Genomic DNA, 17,374 nt, shown 5'->3' with positions numbered 1-17,374 from the left:
ATCGGGAGCTTTCTCGTGAAATGGCCTGCAGCCCGGCTGCAGGCCCTGATGAAGTCAGAAGCGCGGAACGTCTTCGTTGACGATGCCCAGCCATTGCTTCTGTGCTGCCTGCAATTCGCCACCACTCCACAGCATCATGATTTCGGTATTGAGCCACTGGTGCAGATCATAATCGCCACGGCGAACGCCAATCCCCATTGGCGATTGACGCACGGCAAATTTGCGCGCGAACTTGTCCGTCTGTGCGTTTATGGCGTTGGCAGCCGCAACACCGGAGACGATGGCATCGACCTGGCCCGTGAACAGTGCCTGATTGGTAGAGGCGTCATCTTCGAAGCGCTGAATGTTCGTTCCCTGCACGGCCTTCTGGGTGATGATCGTGTCGTTGGTGCTGGCGCGGGTCACGCCGACGCGCTTCCCAACGAGTGCTTCGAGATTGTCGAGCTTGGAGGCGGTCGGCGCGATGATCATCTGTTCGTCGACATAGATCGAATTGGTGTACATGATCGCCTTCGCGCGCTCGGCCGTGATGCCGAGCGACGAGATGACGATGTCAACCTTGCCGGTCGTCAGGTTGGGAATACGGGCTTGCGAAACCTGGTCGACAATTTCCAGCTTTACCCCAAGATCACGGGCGATGAGGTTTGCGACCGCAACGTCGAATCCGGACGGCTTCATGTTGGCGTCGGTCATGCCGTAGGGTGGTGTCGACAACGAGATCCCGACGATGATTTTGCCCCGCTTGATGATTTCGTCGAACGTATTCGTCGTCTGCTGTGCGAGGGCGACGGATGAAAGGCACGCTGCGGCGATTACGCCGACGACGGTCCTCCTGATGAATGCGAGCATCGTATTCTCCTCCTTTACGATGTTATGATTTTAGGCGTTTCTCTAGGCCGCGGCTGACGAGGGTCAGCGGAAAACAGACAAGGAAATAGAAGGCCGCGGCAGTCATGTAGACTTCGAGGGGCTTGAACGTGGCATTGCTGACGATCTGCGCCGTACGGGTCAGCTCGACAATGCCGACCACCGACGCAAGCGAGGTGTTCTTGATAAGCTGCACGAAGAAGCCGACAGTCGGCGGAATGGCGATGCGGACCGCTTGAGGCACGATAATGTGGATTAAGGTGTCGGCACGGCCGAGTCCGAGCGCATGGGCACCCTCCCGCTGTCCCTTCGGCACCGATTGGATGGCACCACGCCAGATATCTCCCAGGAATGCTGCGGCATAGAAGGAAAAAGCGACGGCGATCGCCACGATCGGCTGAACGGAAATGCCGAGATACGTGGCGCCGAAATAAGCGATGAACAGTGTTACCAGCAGCGGCGTACCTTGCACGACGAAAATGTAGAACTGTGCCAGCCGGCTGATGACGGGGTTGACCGACACACGCATCAGAGCGATGGCCGATCCCGCAATCGAGCCGCCTATCAACGCAATCATTGCAAGGCCGATCGTCCAGCCGAGACCGGTGAGCATGAACTGGACATGGGTGAGGCTGAATTGCTGAAACATCTTACCGCCCCAGGAACTTGAATGGAAACAGGACACGTTCGAGCACGGTCATGGACCCCTTCAGCAGCGCGACGAGAATGACGTAAACGGCAGCGATGACGAGGTAGATTTCCATATTCCGCAGCGTGATGCCCTGGATGTCATTGCCGATGCCGGTCAGTTCGGGAACCGAGATTGCGGAGACGACGCTGGACGACAGGAGGAGCAGAATGAACTGCGCTGCGAGCGATGGAAAAACCGCAGCAAGGGCCGGCTTGAGAATGACGTACCGGAAGATGGTCAGCGGTGACATGCCAAGGGCACGGCCGGCCTCGATCTGTCCCTTGGTGATGCTCTGGATGCCGGCGCGGATGACTTCGCTGCAATATGCCCCGCCATAGATGGACATGGCGAGAATGGCCGCAATGATCGGATCGAGCCGGATGCCGAAGCTTGGCAGGCCGAAATAGATTAGGAAAACCTGCACGATGAACGGCGTGTTACGGATTGCTTCAACATAGGCAAGGGCGGGCAGTCGGACGAGCCGGCTGCTGCTCAGGCATATACTAGCCACCAGAACGGCGATCATCAGTGCAAATACCATCGATACGACCGAAATCTGCGCGGTTAGCAGCATGCCCTTCAGCAAAAGGTCGCTGCGCGACAGCACTCCGGTAAAATCGAGATATCCCACGAAACGTCTCCAGATAGTCGCAGATCAGACGACAAGGCCCGTTCTTGCAAAATCGGCGTAGCGCGGCGCGAAATCTTCGCCCGCCGGTGCCGTAATGACATTATCTTGCCAGCTGCGGTTCTCGCGCCACGGGGTTGCCATTTTGTCAGTCAGCGCGTTCAGGTCATCCATGATGTGAGGCGCCTGATCGGCCAAAGCTCGCTCCATCGCTGCCATATCGGGAAAGTTTGAGAACGCCTTGGCCCATATCGCGCGACCAGCAAGGTATCCGCTGGCGCCTGCACGGTAGGCATAGGTGAGGAGCCGCACGTAGTCTTGCGGCGTGGAGCCCGCGCTCAGCAACACCCACGGACGGCCAAGACCCTGCGCCATGTCATCGAAGCGCTTCTGGATGCGGGCTGCGTCAAGACCATCAGGATCGGGTACATTGACCGTCTCCGTCGGCGGTTCGAGTTTGTAGAGGTCCACGCCATCCGGATTCATGATGTCCTTGTCTGCAAGCGAGCCAGCAACAAGTTCGACCCGCCGTGCGTTGAAGGCTTCCTGCGTCTCGTCCGGAAAGGGGTAGACGAGAAATTCCAAGATGAAAGGAATGTCGTTCTCTTGGCAGTCCCTCTTGACGCTGTTGAGATAGGTTAGTTGATGTTCCTTCACGTCGGCGCTGACATCGGCGCGATACCAGAGATTGACCTTGACTCCATCGCCACCGATCTTGCGGATGACACTTGGATTCCAGCCCGGAATATTCTCCGACTTGCGACCAGTCTTCGTCACTTTCCAGGTCGCCCATTCCGTCGCGACCAGCAATCCTTTACGCGAGGAAATGCCGTCGATGGTGGCCGAATAACCAAGCGGTGGATCAATCAGCACCGCAGAAGCCTTCGGTGCCAGATAGGTGCCAAGTAGCCGCTTGACGGCCGCAACATGGTGGTAGGGTGCATGATCGACATTGAGGGCGGCCTTGATCGGGTTGACGATCGGACCGGTCTGATCCATCGCCAGCATCTTGAAGCGGCCGCTTTCGTCCGCAAGCCGGCGCAGACCCCAAAGTTTGCCGGGGGTAATGTTCATTACGCACTCCTCTTGAGAAAATCTTCGACGGCGCCGCGATCGGGAATGCTTTCCCAGCCGCTGCCTTTCGCGCATTTCAGCGCGGCGGTAGCGCTTGCAAACCGGGCAGCGTCTTCGACAGTGCGACCTTCGGCAATACCCAGCGTATAGGCACCATGGAAGATGTCGCCGGCGCCATTGGTGTCGATGGCCTTGATGGGGAATGCCGGCACGTTGCGGACGCCCGCGTTGTCCAGCCAGAAAAAGCCGTGCTCGCCATCCGTAACCGCCACTACCCCCCGGCATAGGCTTCGCGCATGGCGCAGACCGGTTTCGATGTCGTGGCTATCGGAAAGCCTGCGAAGGCAGGCGGCGGAGAAGACGACATGGTCGGGAAGGTGCAAGAGTTTATGGACAGCGTCCATGTCGCCAACATCGGCATCGAGAACGCTGACGATATTGCGCCTGTGGGCAGCCTCGAAAACGGCGGCTGCGCCTTCCCACCAGCTGTAATCGGCAAGGACGCCGGTCACGCCGGCAAGCTGGTTTAACGGCAGCCATTCTGCCTCGTTGCCAAGGTCGCGTCCGATGAAGCCAAACGCCATGCGATCTCCATTCGGAGACACAAGGATCGTTCCGATCGGGCTGACGCCTTCATCCACGCGTCGCACCGAACTCGTATCGACGCCAACTGCTCCAAGGCGCGCCAGGATCTGGTCTCCGGTTTCATCGTTGCCAAGGCGACCCCAGTAGATGGTTTCGGCGCCGAGCAGTGCGGTGGTGTAGGCTGCTGTCGCGGCAATCCCACCGCCGGTCTTCAGCACGTCAAGCGCCCGAATCTTGCTCGGCTGCGTCGGCAGCGTCGGCAGATAGACGATCGTGTCGAGAAACGCGTTCCCCAGATGCACGATTCGCTGCTTGCTCAAACTCACCCGGCACCTCCCGATTGAAAACAACGGAGAGACGCCTTGCTTGCAGCAAGTCTCTAGCGCCTCCCATTGCCCGAACCATAAAAATTCAAAATCATGTAGTCAATATTATTTACATGATGAGGCGTAAAGTTTTTTACGCCGTCGCGCCGGGTCCTTATGAGATTGAGGCTTAAAATCGCGAAAAAATCCGGCGTTCTACAGATTTATAGACCCTTCGGACGGCGAATAGGCGAGGTCAATGTATCCGGATATGTTCTGATGACATGTCGTTGTCAAAATTTACAAGTTCGTTTATCTATCACCTGTTGCGACGCTACGCTGCCAAAGCTCTGGAACATTCTCATGGAACCGACTGACGAAGATGGAACGAGCTTCCTGTTTTAATACTCAATGATGAGGCTCTACATGCCGAACAAGCAAATCCGATGGGGGTTGCTGGGTGCTTCGACGATCGCCAGGGAAAGACTTGTCAACGCGATCCTCGCAAATGATGGTTATATCGCCTCGGTCTATTCGTCTGATCGAGATCGAGCCATTGTCTTTGCCGATGTCCTCGACATACCCGGTCGTATGACCGATCTCAGCGAGTTTTTTCGATCCTGCGATGTCGTCTATGTTTCGAGCAGGAACAGGCTCCACTATGAGCATGTCATAGCAGCGGCCTCTGCCGGCAAACATGTGCTGTGCGAAAAGCCTCTTGCAACGAGCCTGGATGAGGCGACTGAAATGATCGACGCCTGTCGGCAGTCGGGTGTCGTTCTGGCGGTAGACCACCATCTGCGGGGATCGACGGTTAATCGCGAAATGGCTGCCCTTGTTCGAAATGGGTCTATCGGCCGACCGCTTTTTGCCCGGGTCGTAAACGCCGGAGTGCTACCTCATCATCTTTACCCAGGGCGTTTGACGGATGAGGCCGGAAGCGGAATTATTTTCGACAAGGCGACGCATGACATCGATCTCTTGCGATACCTGCTTTCGGAAACGCCGCTGGAGGTGATCGCTATGACGAGCGACGTTCCGGTCGAACGGTCTTTGGTTGCTCAGGCAGTCATGAGCACGATGCGATTCCCCTCAGGCCTCGTTGCGCAAACTTTCGATGCCTTCAACGTGCCATGCAGCGGGACGGAGGTCGTCATTAATGGAACCGAAGGCAGCCTTTATGCCAGCGATTGCCTTTCCGGCCGACCAGCCGGTGGGCTGAAGCTTATTACAGCAGCAGGCGAACAGCCCATTCCGCTTTCGCATATTGATCCTTATACGGAGGTTGTTCGCCACTTTCATCTAGCGGTTACCACCGGCAGTCGCCCACTCGCAAATGGAGAGGATGGACGCATTGCAATTTCAGTTGCCGTGGCGATGTCAATCGCTGGACGTTCAGGGAATAGCCAGCCAACGACTGTTTTATCTCGCTAATTCCAAATAATTCTGGCCGCCGCTACGGCTAGCTCTTTCCACAATCAGGGGCAACGGTTCAAATTTTTAGGGCGGAAAGAGATAACTTCCATGCGATCTGTATTGGAACGACGCTAGAAATCCGCCCTTAGCCAACTGATAGCGAGAAAGTCGAGAGTGAGGCAACTAGTGTCCGCAATCGTGTCATCCAAGGAGATGGGGCGGACACCCAATTTCTCAACGATCGACAGGTAACCCATTTTTTGGCTTGACCAGATTGGATCGTTCCATATTATATTTGGAACGATCCAAAAAACAGCATGCTTTCGGGAGGGAGAATATGCGCTGGGCCTTGGTGGGCGCGAGTACGATCGCGTCTCAACACATGATCCGTGCGATCCGTGCTCAAGCGGGTGGCGAGGTTGCACGCGTCGTCAGCGGCTCCCGCGACCGCGCCGAGACCTATGCCCGTGAGCACGGCATTCCCGCCTTCGGCACTGATCTCAACGAAGCTTTGGCCGATCCGGTCATTGATGCCGTTTACATTTCCACGACGAACGAAAAGCATCTGCTGCAGGCGCTCGCCGCTATCGCCGCCGGCAAGCACGTGCTCTGCGAAAAGCCGCTGGCCATGACCGTTCCAGATGCTGTCGCCATGGTACGCGCCGCGGATGAGGCGGGCGTGACCTTTGCAACCAACCATCATCTTCGCTGTTCCGGCAGCCACCGCGCGGTGCGCGCGCTCATCCGCGAGGGCCGCCTCGGCAAGGTTCTGTCGGTGCGCGTCTTCCATGCCGTGCATCTGCCGGAAAACCTGCAGGGCTGGCGCATCAACTCGGCGGCGGAAGGCGGGGGCGTTATTCCGGATATCACCGTGCACGATGCCGATGTCGTCCGCTTCCTGCTGGACGAAGACCCGGTCTCGGTCGTGGCGCAGGCAACAAGCTCCGGGATGGGGCTGGGGGTCGAGGATTCCGCCATGTCGGTTTGGGCAATGCCCTCCGGCACGATGGTCATGAGCCACGAGAGCTTCACCCATCCTTTCGCTGGCAGCGGGCTCGAAGTCCACGGTACGCAGGGCTCGATCTTCGCGCGCGGCGTGATGACCCAGAAGCCGGTCGGCGAGATCGAACTGGTCGATGCGGCAGGCCGGCACGCGATCCCCTTCGCTGCGCATGATCTCTATATCACCGGCGTCGCCGAATTCGAGGCTGCCGTGCGGGGCGAGGGCCAGCCTGCCGCAACCGGCATCGATGGCGTGAAGTCGCTTGCTGTAGCGGCCGCCGTGCGCGAGGCCGCCGAAACGGGCGCCCGCGTGACAATCAATTATGGAGGCATGAAGTGAGCAAGGTCGTCAGCGCGGCAGAAGCCGTTGCGCGCATTCCCGATGGCGCGGTGGTCACTGTTTCCTCATCCTCCGCACTCGGCTGTCCCGATCTGGTGCTGAAGGCGCTGGGCGAGCGTTTCGAGGCGCAAGGCCATCCGCGCGGGCTGACCACGCTGCATCCCATCGCCGCCGGCGACATGTATGGCGTCAAGGGCATGGATCATATCGCCAAGGACGGGCTGCTGACGCGTGTTCTCGCCGGCTCCTACCCCTCCGGTCCGTCGAACCTGCCCATGCCGGAAATCTGGAAGATGATCGTCGAGGATCGCGTCGCGGCCTATAACGTGCCGTCGGGCGTCATGTTCGACATGCATCGCGAGGCCGCAGCCCGCCGTCCCGGCGTTCTGACCCGCGTCGGCCTCGAAACCTTTGTCGATCCCATCCGCGAAGGCTGCGCGATGAATGCGAAGGGCGCGGCAGCGCCCATCGTCTCGCGCGTCGAATTCGGCGGCGAGACCTGGCTGCATTTTCCCAATATCGTGCCGAATGTCTGCATTCTGCGCGCCACCACGGCGGACGAACGCGGCAACCTCACCTATGAGCATGAGGGCGCCTATCTCGGCGGGCTGGAACAGGCGATCACCGTTCGCAACCATGGCGGCCTCGTCATCGCTCAGGTCAGCCGCACCACGGCGGCAGGCAGCCTGCGTCCGCATGACGTTCGCGTACCCGGCCATCTCGTCGATCTCGTTGTGGTCGACCCACATCAGAAGCAGACCTGTGAGACGCCCTACGATCCGGCGATTTCCGGGCAGATCATGCAGCCCTGGTCGAGCTTCAAGCTCGCAGAACACGGCGTGGAAAAGGTCATTGCCCGCCGCGCGGCGATGGAACTCAAGGGCGGCATGACGGCCAATCTCGGCTTTGGCATCAGCGCGCAGGTACCGCGCATCCTCTTGGAAGAGGGCCACCCGGACGCCGTGACCTGGGCGATCGAACAAGGCGCGGTCGGCGGCATGCCGCTCACCGATTTCGCCTTCGGCTGCGCCTCCAATGCAGATGCCTATGTGCCGTCGCCGCAGCAGTTCATCTATTTTCAAGGCGCGGGCTTCGACGTCTCGTTCCTCTCCTTCCTGGAGGTCGATGTCGAGGGCAATGTGAACGTCTCCAAGCTCGGCAAGAAGCCGTATCTCACGGCCGGCTGCGGCGGGTTCGTGGACATCACGGCGCATGCGAAGAAGATCGTCTTCTCCGGCTGGTTCGAGGCGGGCGCGGAAATCGCGCTGAGCGACAGCGGCATCCGCGTCGCAAAGCCCGGCAAGTTCACCAAGATGGTCGAGCGGGTCGAGCATGTGACCTTCTCCGGCAACCGCGCCCGCGCACAGGGGCAGGACGTGCTCTACATCACCGAGCGCTGCGTGATGCGCCTCGGCGATGGCGGCCTGGTCGCCACCGAGATCATGCCGGGCATCGATGCTGAGGCCGATATCGTCGGCGCATCGCAGGGCCGGGTTCGCGTTGCCGAAAACGCCACGACCATGCCGGCGAGCCTCTTTGGCGATCAGCCGATGGGATGGACGCCATGAGTGACGTGCATCTCGACATCCGCGGCCGCATCGCGGAAATCCGGCTCGATAATCCCTCGAAGCTTAATGCGTTCACGGTGGACATGCTGGCGCGGCTCGCCGCCCATCTCGACGTCATCGAGCGCGACACGCAGATCGCCTGCGTGCTCCTGACCGCCGAGGGCGAGAAGGCCTTCTGCTCCGGCGCGGATATCAACGGCTGGGGCGACCTGACGCCCGCCGAATTCGCCCGCCACTGGGTGCGGGGCGGCCACCGCATTTTCGACCGGCTGGCGCGGCTCTCCAAGCCAACGATTGCCGTGCTGAACGGCCACGCCTTTGGCGGCGGGCTGGAACTGGCTGCCGCCTGCGACATCCGCGTGATGACGCCCCGCGCGACGATTGCGCTCCCCGAAGCTGCTGTCGGCATCGTGCCGGGCTGGTCCGGCACGCAGCGCCTGGCGCGGCTGCTGCCCGAGCCGGTGCTGAAGGAAATGGCGCTCTTCGGCCGCCGGATCAGCGCCGAGCGGGCGCTGCAATTCGGCTTCGCGGCCGAAGTCGGCGAGGATGTTCGCGCGCTCGCCGAAGCGATTGCCGCGCGCGTCACCGAGCTTTCGCCGCGCGCCGTCGAGATTGCCAAATCCATGATCCATGCCGCTCGGGATGAAGACGCCGGCGCGATGATCGAGGCGCTGGGTAGCGCCGCCATCTCCGCCAGCGACGACCGCAATGAAGGCGTTGCCGCCTTCAGGGAAAAGCGCAAACCCACATTTTCCGGACAATGACCATGAATGACCTGACCATCATCACCACCGCCAGCATCGCGCTTCCGGCAAGTCCGTTTGAGGGCCGCCATTTCATCGATGGCGCATGGTGCGGCAGCGCCAACGGGGAGACCTTCGAGCGCGTCTCGCCCTCGCATGGCGTCGTCGTCAGCCGCTCGGCCAAGGGCGGACGTGAGGATGCGGAACGCGCCATCGCCGCGGCCCGCAAGGCCTTCGATGCCGGCATCTGGAGCCGCATTTCCGGCAAGGAACGTGCGACCGTGCTGCTCAAGGTCGCGGACCTGATCGAGGCCAATGTGGAGCGCATGGCGATCCTCGAAACACTGGAAAGCGGCAAGCCGATCAGCCAAGCGCGCGGCGAAGTCTCCGGTGCCGCCGATCTCTGGCGCTATGCCGCCTCGCTTGCCCGCACGTTCCACGGCGACAGCCACAATTCGCTGGGTGAGCAGATGGTCGGCGTCGTGCTGAAGGAGCCGATCGGCGTCGTCTCGATCATCACGCCATGGAACTTCCCCTTCTGGATTCTCAGCCAGAAGCTGCCCTTCGCGATTGCCGCCGGCTGCACCTGTGTCGTCAAGCCGTCCGAAATGACGCCCTCGACGACGGTCATGCTGGTAGATCTTCTCATCGAGGCCGGGCTTCCTGCCGGCGTCGTCAACATCGTGCTCGGCTTCGGCCAGCCGGTGGGGCAGGTGATGGCGGAGCATGCCCATGTCGACATGGTGACCTTCACCGGTTCGACGGCGGTCGGCAAGGCGATCATGGCGGCGGCCTCCGGCACGCTCAAGAAGGTGGCGCTGGAGCTGGGCGGCAAGAATCCGCAGGTGATCTTCCCCGATGCCGATCTCGACTCCGCCGCCGATGCCGTCACTTTCGGCGTCTATTTCAACGCCGGCGAATGCTGCAATTCCGGCAGCCGCATCATCGTGCACGAGGATATCGCTCAAGACTTCGTCGCCCGTGTCGTGGCGCTGTCGAAGAAGGTCGCCTTCGGCGATCCGCTCAATCCCGACACGCAGGTCGGCGCGATCATCTCGTCCGCGCATCAGGAGAAGATCGACGGCTATGTGCGCGCTGCCGTCGCCGCTGGCGCCAAGGTTCAGCTCGGCGGCGCGACGCTGCCGATCGCCGAATTGCCGGGCCGCTTCTACCAGCCGACAGTCGTCACCAGTGTGACGTCCAACATGCCGATTGCCCGCGAGGAAGTGTTTGGCCCGGTTCTCTCGGTGCTGACCTTCCGAACGCTCGAAGAGGCGATCGATCTCGTCAACGACGCATCCTATGGCTTATCGGCCGGCGTCTGGAGCGAGAATGTCCATACCTGCCTCGAATTTTCCCGCCGCGTGCAGGCTGGAACCGTCTGGACCAATACCTGGATGGACGGTTTCCCCGAGCTCACCTTCGGCGGGTTCAAGCAAAGCGGCCAGGGTCGCGAAATCGGCCCCTACGGCCTCGACGAATTCCTGGAAGTCAAAACCGTCGTCATGCGGGTCGGCCGGACACGGGCGAACTGGGTGAGGAGCTGACCGACTTTCAAGACGCATCAAGTCACGCAACGCATCACCAAGGAGGAGGAGTACATGCGTAGCTTTATCAAGACGGCACTGGCCAGTGCGGCCGTGTTCGCAGCAACCACCACACTGTCTTATGCGACCGATGTCGAGGTTCTGCACTGGTGGACCTCGGGGGGCGAGGCGGCAGCGCTTAACGTTCTGAAGGAAGACCTGAAGGCCAAGGGCATCGGCTGGGTCGACATGCCGGTCGCCGGCGGCGGTGGGGAGGCCGCGATGACGGCGCTGCGCGCCCGTGTGACGGCCGGCAATCCGCCGACGGCCGTGCAGATGCTCGGTTTCGACATTCTCGACTGGGCGCAGCAGGGCGCGCTCGGCAATCTTGACGCCGTGGCCTCCAAGGAGGGCTGGGACAAGGTCGTGCCGGCAGCACTGCAAAAGTTCTCCAAGTATGACGGCCACTGGATTGCAGCGCCGGTCAACGTACATTCGACCAACTGGATCTGGATCAGCAAGGCAGCGCTCGACAAGACCGGCCTGAAGGCGCCGGAAAACTGGGATCAGCTGATCGCCGTTCTCGACAAGATGAAGGCCAACGGCATCACGCCGCTCGCCCATGGCGGCCAGCCCTGGCAGGAAGCCACGATCTTCGACGGCGTGGTGCTGTCCGAAGGCACGGATTTCTACAAGAAGGCCTTCATCGATCTCGATCCGGCGACGCTCGGCGGCGACAAGATGGCGGATGCCTTCACCCGGCTCCTGAAGCTGCGCACCTATGTCGATGACAACTTTTCCGGCCGCGACTGGAACCTCGCCTCGGCCATGGTCATCAACGGCAAGGCCGGCATGCAGATCATGGGCGACTGGGCAAAGGGCGAGTTCCTGAAGGCCGGCCAGAAGCCGGGCACCGACTTCGTCTGCATCCGCTTCCCAGGCACGCAAGGTGCAGTCACCTTCAACTCGGACCAGTTCGCGATGTTCAACGTGAAGGGCGACGACAAGATCAAGGCGCAGGTGGAAATGGCCTCTTCCATCGAAAGCCCGAAATTCCAGTCGGCCTTTAACGTGGTCAAGGGTTCCGTTCCGGCCCGCACCGATGTGCCGGACACCGCGTTTGATGATTGCGGCAAGAAGGGCATCAAGGATCTGGCAGACGCCAACACGAAGGGCACGCTGTTCGGCTCCATGGCGCATGGCCATGCGGCGCCGGCTGCGGTGAAGAGCGCCGTCTATGACGTCGTCACCAAGGCCTTCAACGGCGGCTTCAAGACCGGCAAGGATGCCGCCAAGGCGCTGGCCGACGCGGTTGCTGCGGCCAAGTAAGGGCGGCCAAGTAAGGCTTAAACGTGAGAAGAGGGCGGTACCGAGCCGCCCTCCCTTTCCGCTCAATCGCGCGGAAAATTCCGGCACGGGGCGGCAAAACGAATTCCATGGGAGACCGACATGGCCAGCTCAGCAGAGGCCGATCTTCGCACGCGCATACAGGATTGGTTGCCCAAGATCGTGCTGGCGCCGTCCTTCGCTGTGACGCTACTCTTCGTCTACGGCTTCATTCTCTTTACCGTCTTCCTGTCGTTCACCGGCTCCAAGATGCTGCCGAACTACACGCTCGTCGGCTGGGAGAATTACCGCAAGCTCTGGGCGCTGGAAAACTGGCACATCGCCATCGTCAATATCGGCATTTTCGCGAGCCTCTACATCGTCATCTGCACGGTTCTCGGCCTGTTTCTGGCGATCTTCCTCGACCAGAAGATCCGGGGCGAGGGCGTGTTGCGCCCCATCTATCTCTACCCGATGGCGCTCTCCTTCATCGTGACAGGCACGGCGTGGAAATGGTTCCTTGATCCGGGCATCGGGCTCGAACATGTCATGCATCTCTGGGGCTGGGAGAGCTTTTCCTTCACCTGGATAAAGGACAACAACATGGCGATCTACACGATCGTGATCGCCGCCGTCTGGCAGACCAGCGGCTTCGTCATGGCAATGTTCCTCGCCGGTCTTCGCGGCATCGACAACGAGATCCTGAAGGCGGCGCAGATCGATGGCGCATCAAGCTTCCAGCTCTATCGCCGCATCGTCATCCCCATGCTGCGCCCGGCCTTTCTCTCGTCCTTCGTCATCCTGAGCCACCTCGCCATCAAGTCCTATGACCTTGTGATCGCGCTGACGGGCGGCGGGCCGGGTCGGGCGACCGAAATGCCGGCGACCTTCATGTATTCCTACACATTCACCCGCAACCAGATGGGCATCGGCGCAGCATCCGCCGTGATCATGCTGATGACGATTGCCGCCATCATGGTTCCCTATCTCTATGCCGAGCTGAAGGAGAAGCACTGATGTCCGCCGTCAGCCAGGATACCGCCGTCAATACCGGCCGGATCGCCCGCACCTTCATCTATCTCCTGCTTCTGCTCTTCGCGCTGTTCTACCTGCTGCCGCTCTATGTGATGGTGGTGAACTCGCTGAAGCCTCTGGCGGAAGTCACCGGCGGCAACATGATGGCGTTGCCGCAGACCTGGACGCTGGAGGCCTGGAAATCAGCCTGGTCCACCGCCCAGATCGGCGTCTCGCCCACCGGTCTCGAGCCGTATTTCCTCAATTCCATCCTCATGGTCGTGCCGGCCGTGGTGATCTCGACCGTCATCGGTGCGCTCAACGGCTATGTGCTGACCAAGTGGCGCTTCCGCTTCGACACGATCGTCTTCGGGCTGATGCTGTTTTCCTGCTTCATCCCGTTCCAGATCGTGCTCATCCCCATGGCCATGGTTCTCGGCAAGCTCGGGCTTGCCGGCACCGTGCCGGGCCTCGTGCTTGTCCATGTCGTCTACGGCATCGGCTTCACGACGCTCTATTATCGCAACTACTACGCCACCTTTCCGACCGAACTGGTGCGGGCCGCACAGATCGACGGGGCGGGTTTCTTCCGCATCTTCTGGCGCATTCTCCTGCCGATCTCCGGGCCGATCACCGTTGTTTCCGTCATCTGGCAGTTCACCAATATCTGGAACGACTTCCTGTTCGGTGTCTCCTTCGGCGGCACCAGCCAGCCGATGACGGCGGCGCTGAACAATCTCGTCCAGTCCTCTACGGGCGTGAAGGAATATAACGTCCACTTCGCGGGCGCGATCATCGCCGCCCTTCCCACTCTCTTCGTCTACATCGTCGCCGGGCGCTATTTCGTGCGCGGCCTGATGGCGGGCTCTGTCAAAGGATAAGAACCATGGGCTTTCTCGACATCGCAAACGTCACCAAGTCCTACGGCAAGCTGGAAGTGCTGCATCGCGTGGATATCTCCATCGAGGAGGGCGAATTCCTCGTCCTCGTCGGCCCCTCGGGCTGCGGGAAATCGACGCTGCTCGGCATGATCGCGGGGCTCGAGGGGATTTCCTCCGGAAACATCTCGATCAAGGGCCGCGTCATCAACGGCGTGCATCCCTCCAAGCGCAACATCGCCATGGTGTTCCAGAGCTATGCGCTCTATCCCAACATGACGGTGGCGCAGAACATCACCTTCGGGCTCGAAATGCATGGCGTGCCGAAGCCGGAGCGCGACAAGTCGCTCGGCGATGTTGCCAAGCTCCTGCAGATCGACCATCTGCTCGACCGCAAGCCCGGCCAGCTCTCAGGCGGTCAGCGCCAGCGCGTCGCCATGGGGCGGGCGCTCGTGCGCGATCCGGATGTCTTCCTCTTCGACGAGCCGCTGTCGAACCTCGATGCGAAGCTCCGCGTCGACATGCGCACGGAAATCAAGAAGCTGCATGAGAAGCTGAAGACGACCATCGTCTATGTGACGCATGACCAGATCGAGGCGATGACGCTCTCGACCCGCATCGCCGTCATGTACAAGGGCTATATCCAGCAGCTCGGCACGCCGAAGGAAATCTACGACACGCCGGCCAATGTCTTCGTCGCCACCTTCATGGGCAGCCCGGCGATGAACGTGATCCCGGCCAAGGTCGTGGTGAAGGAGGGCATGCCTTATGCCGAGGTGAAGGATGCCAAGGGCGAGCCGCAGCATCTGCGCTTCAGCCAGCAGAACCTGACCGCCTGGGACGGCCGCGATATCCTGCTCGGCATCCGCCCGGAAGCGATCACCGATCCGGAAGGGGCAGACCGCAAGTCCAACAATATCGTGCCACTCGTCAACGATGTCATCGTAACCGAACCGGCGGGCTCCGATACGTTCGTCACCATGTCGCTGGGAAGCAAGGACGTGATTGCACGCATGCGTGCCGATACCGATATCCGCGCCGGCCAGCGGTTCGACTTCGCCGTCAACATGGACAAGGCGGTTGCCTTCGATCCCGAATCCGAGGAACGGATCAAGCCGTGAGCGACCACGACATCATCATCATCGGTTCCGGAATGGGGGGCGCGACGCTGGCCGCTGCCTTGGCCTCCTCCCGGCGCCGCATCCTGATCCTCGAAAAGGGCGAGCGGCTGCAACCCTCCCCCGCCGATCGGGATGCGGCTTCGATTTTCGCCCGCGGCCATTTCCGCCCGAAGGAGGAATGGCTGGACGGCGAGGGCAGGCCGTTCAACCCCGGCAACTATTACAATGTCGGCGGCAATTCGAAATTCTACGGCGCGGTGCTGATCCGCTACCGCAAGGAGGACTTCAGCCCGCTGCGCCACATGGGCGGCACGACGCCCGGTTGGCCGCTCTCCTATGACGAGATCGAGCCCTTCTATCAGCAGGCCGAAACGCTTTATCGCGTGCGCGGCGAGCTCGGCGACGACCCGACCGAGCCGCGCCATTCCGGTGCCTATCCCCACCCACCAGTCCGTGACGAGGCCCCGATTGCCGATCTGCGCCAACGCCTGAAGCGCGTCGGGCTGCACCCCGCGTCTCTGCCGCTGGGCGTCGATATCGAGCGCTGGCTGAAAGGCGGGCAGACGACCTGGGACGCCTATCCCAACACCTGCGGCGGCAAGATGGATGCCGAGTCGGTGGGGCTGGAGGAAGCGCTGAAACACCCGAACGTAACGCTTCGGACAGGGTGCGAAGTGACGCGCCTCATTGCCGGGGCGGATAGGCGCATTACCGGCGTCGAGGTTCTGGAGGCGGGGCAGCGGCAGGTGCTCGAGGCGCCGGTGATCATTCTGGCGGCCGGTGCCGTCCGCTCCGCCTCGATCCTGCTCGCCTCGGCCAGTGAGCGCTACCCGAACGGGCTCGCCAACAGTTCCGATCAGGTCGGCCGCAATTTCATGAACCACAATTGTTCGGCCGTGCTGGCGCTGCATCCGTTCCGGAAGAACAATTCGGTCTACCAGAAGACCCTGATGGTCAATGACTTCTATTTGACCGGCGGGCCGAACGGCGAGCCGCTGGGCAATATCCAGCTTCTCGGCAAGATCACCGGCACGATCCTCAAAGCGAACTCGCCGCTGCCGGGGCCAATCGCCGACTGGATCGCCGCCCGCGCGGTCGATCTCTACGCCATGTCGGAAGACCTACCGAACCCGCAAAGCCGGGTGACGCTGCGCGCCGGGAAGATCGTGCTCGACTGGAAGCGCTCCAACTGGGAGGCGCATCTGCAACTGGTGGAGAAGCTGAAAGCGCTGCTGCGCAAGGCCGGTTACCCGGTCGTGATGTCGCGCCCCTTCGACCGCCGCACGCCGTCGCATCAATGCGGCACGGCGCGGATGGGCAGCGACCCGGCCACAAGCGTGGTCAATTCCTTCGGCCGCAGCCACGACCACCGCAACCTCTTCATCGCCGATGCCTCCGTCCTGCCGACCTCGGCGGCGGTGAACCCGGCGCTGACGATTGCGGCACTCTCGCTGCGCATGGCAAAGCATGTTCTGGAGACGGAGGCCATGGCATGAGCCCGCTTGCTCTCATCACCGGCGGCCAACAGGGCATCGGTTTCGGCATCGCCGAGGCGCTGGTCGCGGCCGGTTTTCGTGTCGCGCTCGTGGCGGAAGTCTCGCCGGAGGCCGAGGTCGTTGGCGAGGCGCTTTCCGGGCTTGGCTCAGAGGCGCGCTATTTCCAGCACGACCTGCGTGACATTACGCACGCCGAAGCCTGCATCGCTGATGTTATCCGCGCTGTGGGACCGATCGACACCTTCGTCTCCAATGCCGGTGTGCCCGCGAAGGTGCGGGGCGACATGCTGGAGATGCTGCCGGAAAATTTCGATTTCGTCTTCGACATCAACCTGCGCGGGGCGTTCTTCCTGGCGCAAGCGGCGGCGCGGCACATGCTGGCGACCGTCAGCGAGCACTATCGCTCCATGCTCTTCGTTACCTCCGTCAGCGCCGAGATGATCTCCATGGAGCGCGCCGAATATTGCATGTCGAAATCCGCGGCCTCGATGATGGCGCAGCTGTTTGCCGTGCGGATGGCCCCGCATCAGATCGGCGTCTTCGAGCTCCGCCCCGGCATTATCGAGACCGGCATGACGGCGGGCGTGAAGGACAAATATACCGCGCGGATCGAGGGCGGGCTGGTACCCGCTGCGCGCTGGGGGCAGCCCCGCGATATCGGCGCGGCCGTGGTGCCGCTCGCCACTGGGCAGATGGCCTTTTCCACTGGCGCGGTGATCCCGGTCGACGGCGGTCTCTCGCTGCCGAGGCTTTAGATTTTTGCGCAATTCCGGACGCGAAGCCCGTTTCGCTGG

16 protein-coding genes are annotated in these 17,374 nt (G+C 61.3%); 11 read left to right on the top strand and 5 right to left on the bottom strand.

The window, feature by feature from the left end; translation table 11 throughout:
- Positions 1-54 precede the first annotated feature (54 nt).
- From Q2T52_RS13845 to Q2T52_RS13825, 5 genes are read right to left on the bottom strand one after another with little or no spacing between them, the layout of a single operon-like run.
- Complete coding sequence (locus tag Q2T52_RS13845) at positions 55-849, bottom strand: transporter substrate-binding domain-containing protein (protein WP_302077365.1); 795 nt, start codon at positions 847-849, stop codon at positions 55-57.
- 22 nt (positions 850-871) lie between these two features.
- Complete coding sequence (locus Q2T52_RS13840; RefSeq protein WP_302077364.1) at positions 872-1,516, bottom strand: amino acid ABC transporter permease; 645 nt, start codon at positions 1,514-1,516, stop codon at positions 872-874.
- Position 1,517: 1 nt separating this feature from the next.
- The gene (locus Q2T52_RS13835) at positions 1,518-2,189 is read right to left on the bottom strand and encodes an amino acid ABC transporter permease (protein WP_302077363.1); all 672 of its coding nucleotides are present in this window, start codon (positions 2,187-2,189) and stop codon (positions 1,518-1,520) included.
- A gap of 24 nt (positions 2,190-2,213) precedes the next feature.
- Positions 2,214-3,260 carry a tagatose 1,6-diphosphate aldolase gene (locus Q2T52_RS13830; protein WP_302077362.1) on the bottom strand — a complete coding sequence of 349 codons (1,047 nt, stop codon included), beginning with the start codon at positions 3,258-3,260 and terminating at the stop codon, positions 2,214-2,216.
- On the bottom strand, positions 3,260-4,171 hold the full coding sequence (locus Q2T52_RS13825) for a PfkB family carbohydrate kinase (protein WP_302077360.1): 912 nt from the start codon (positions 4,169-4,171) through the stop codon (positions 3,260-3,262). The genes Q2T52_RS13830 and Q2T52_RS13825 overlap by 1 nt, the downstream gene beginning before the upstream one ends.
- A gap of 405 nt (positions 4,172-4,576) precedes the next feature.
- On the opposite strand from Q2T52_RS13825, the gene Q2T52_RS13820 reads away from it, so the two are divergent.
- The 11 genes from Q2T52_RS13820 (at position 4,577) to Q2T52_RS13770 (ending at position 17,335) form a co-directional block, all read left to right on the top strand.
- Complete coding sequence (locus Q2T52_RS13820; protein WP_302077359.1) at positions 4,577-5,584, top strand: Gfo/Idh/MocA family protein; 1,008 nt, start codon at positions 4,577-4,579, stop codon at positions 5,582-5,584.
- Positions 5,585-5,903: 319 nt separating this feature from the next.
- Positions 5,904-6,908: a Gfo/Idh/MocA family protein gene (locus tag Q2T52_RS13815; protein WP_302077358.1), complete on the top strand. Its 1,005-nt coding sequence runs from the start codon at positions 5,904-5,906 to the stop codon at positions 6,906-6,908.
- Positions 6,905-8,476: an acyl CoA:acetate/3-ketoacid CoA transferase gene (locus tag Q2T52_RS13810; protein ID WP_302077357.1), complete on the top strand. Its 1,572-nt coding sequence runs from the start codon at positions 6,905-6,907 to the stop codon at positions 8,474-8,476. Before Q2T52_RS13815 ends, Q2T52_RS13810 begins: the two co-directional genes overlap by 4 nt.
- The gene (locus tag Q2T52_RS13805; protein ID WP_302077356.1) at positions 8,473-9,240 is read left to right on the top strand and encodes an enoyl-CoA hydratase/isomerase family protein; all 768 of its coding nucleotides are present in this window, start codon (positions 8,473-8,475) and stop codon (positions 9,238-9,240) included. Before Q2T52_RS13810 ends, Q2T52_RS13805 begins: the two co-directional genes overlap by 4 nt.
- A 2-nt stretch (positions 9,241-9,242) precedes the next feature.
- Positions 9,243-10,766 (top strand): aldehyde dehydrogenase family protein, encoded by a 1,524-nt coding sequence (locus tag Q2T52_RS13800; RefSeq protein WP_302077355.1) that lies wholly within the window; start codon positions 9,243-9,245, stop codon positions 10,764-10,766.
- 54 nt (positions 10,767-10,820) lie between these two features.
- Entirely contained in the window at positions 10,821-12,074 is a 1,254-nt protein-coding gene (locus Q2T52_RS13795) for an ABC transporter substrate-binding protein (protein ID WP_302077354.1), read from the top strand.
- Positions 12,075-12,194: 120 nt separating this feature from the next.
- On the top strand, positions 12,195-13,088 hold the full coding sequence (locus tag Q2T52_RS13790) for a carbohydrate ABC transporter permease (protein ID WP_302077353.1): 894 nt from the start codon (positions 12,195-12,197) through the stop codon (positions 13,086-13,088).
- Complete coding sequence (locus Q2T52_RS13785; RefSeq protein ID WP_302077352.1) at positions 13,088-13,966, top strand: carbohydrate ABC transporter permease; 879 nt, start codon at positions 13,088-13,090, stop codon at positions 13,964-13,966. Before Q2T52_RS13790 ends, Q2T52_RS13785 begins: the two co-directional genes overlap by 1 nt.
- Positions 13,967-13,971: 5 nt before the next feature.
- Positions 13,972-15,084 carry an ABC transporter ATP-binding protein gene (locus tag Q2T52_RS13780; RefSeq protein WP_302077351.1) on the top strand — a complete coding sequence of 371 codons (1,113 nt, stop codon included), beginning with the start codon at positions 13,972-13,974 and terminating at the stop codon, positions 15,082-15,084.
- Entirely contained in the window at positions 15,081-16,580 is a 1,500-nt protein-coding gene (locus Q2T52_RS13775; protein WP_302077350.1) for an FAD-dependent oxidoreductase, read from the top strand. Before Q2T52_RS13780 ends, Q2T52_RS13775 begins: the two co-directional genes overlap by 4 nt.
- Positions 16,577-17,335, top strand: a complete 759-nt coding sequence (locus tag Q2T52_RS13770) for a 3-ketoacyl-ACP reductase (RefSeq protein WP_302077349.1) — start codon at positions 16,577-16,579, stop codon at positions 17,333-17,335. The genes Q2T52_RS13775 and Q2T52_RS13770 overlap by 4 nt, the downstream gene beginning before the upstream one ends.
- The last annotated feature ends 39 nt before the right edge of the window (positions 17,336-17,374 follow it).

The sequence above is a fragment of the Rhizobium oryzicola genome, from assembly GCF_030504645.1.
In the GTDB taxonomy this organism is placed as follows: Bacteria; Pseudomonadota; Alphaproteobacteria; order Rhizobiales; family Rhizobiaceae; genus Neorhizobium; species Neorhizobium oryzicola.
This window is presented reverse-complemented; position numbering and strand designations above follow the sequence as displayed.